The sequence below is a fragment of the Streptomyces sp. AC627_RSS907 genome (assembly GCF_019049165.1).
In genome coordinates this window covers 1-739 of sequence record NZ_JAGMUE010000349.1, presented here as the reverse complement: position 1 = coordinate 739, position 739 = coordinate 1, and the positions used below count along the sequence as shown (strand labels likewise).

Genomic DNA, 739 nt, shown 5'->3' with positions numbered 1-739 from the left:
CCCTGAGCCAGAAGCGCTGGTGGAGGCCGGCCAGCGGGCCGGGGGCCCACCAGTTCCACCTGCCGGCCAGCCGCATGAAGGCCGGCACGAGCACGCCCCGCACCAGGGTCGCGTCCATGATCACGGCCAGTGCCATACCGAGGCCCAGGATCTTCATGTACGTGATGCCGGAGACGACGAAGGACAGGAAGACCGTGGCCACGAGCACGGCGGCGGCGGTGACGATGCCGCCGGTGCGCTCCAGGCCGAGCGCGACGGAGCGGGTGTTGTCGCCGGTCAGGTCGTACTCCTCCTTGATCCGCGAGAGGAGGAAGACCTCGTAGTCCATGGAGAGGCCGAACGCCACGCAGAACATCATGATCGGCGTGGTGGCCACGATGCCGCCGGTGACCGTGAAGTCGCCCACCAGCCACTGCAGGTGCCCGTCCTGGAAGATCCAGACCATGGCGCCGAAGGTGGCCGTCAGGCTGAGCAGGTTGAGCACCAGCGCCTTGACGGGCACCAGGACGCTGCCGGTGAGCAGGAAGAGCAGGACGAAGGTGGAGACGGCGATCAGCGCGATGCTGTACGGCAGTCGGTCGCCGAGCGAGTCCATGGTGTCGTGGAACGCCGGCCCGGTGCCGCCCACCTTGACGTCGAAGGGGGCGTTGGTGGCGCGGACGTCGCGCACCACGTCCTGGCCCTCGTCGCTGTAGGAGCCGACGCTGGGCACCACCGACAGCCAGGTGCCGTCCTCGCC

1 protein-coding gene is annotated in these 739 nt (G+C 69.0%); it reads right to left on the bottom strand.

Annotation, left to right across the window (positions count from 1 at the left end; translation table 11 throughout):
• On the bottom strand, positions 1–739 hold a 739-nt coding region (locus tag KUM32_RS35665), incomplete at both ends, for an MMPL family transporter (protein ID WP_217146067.1).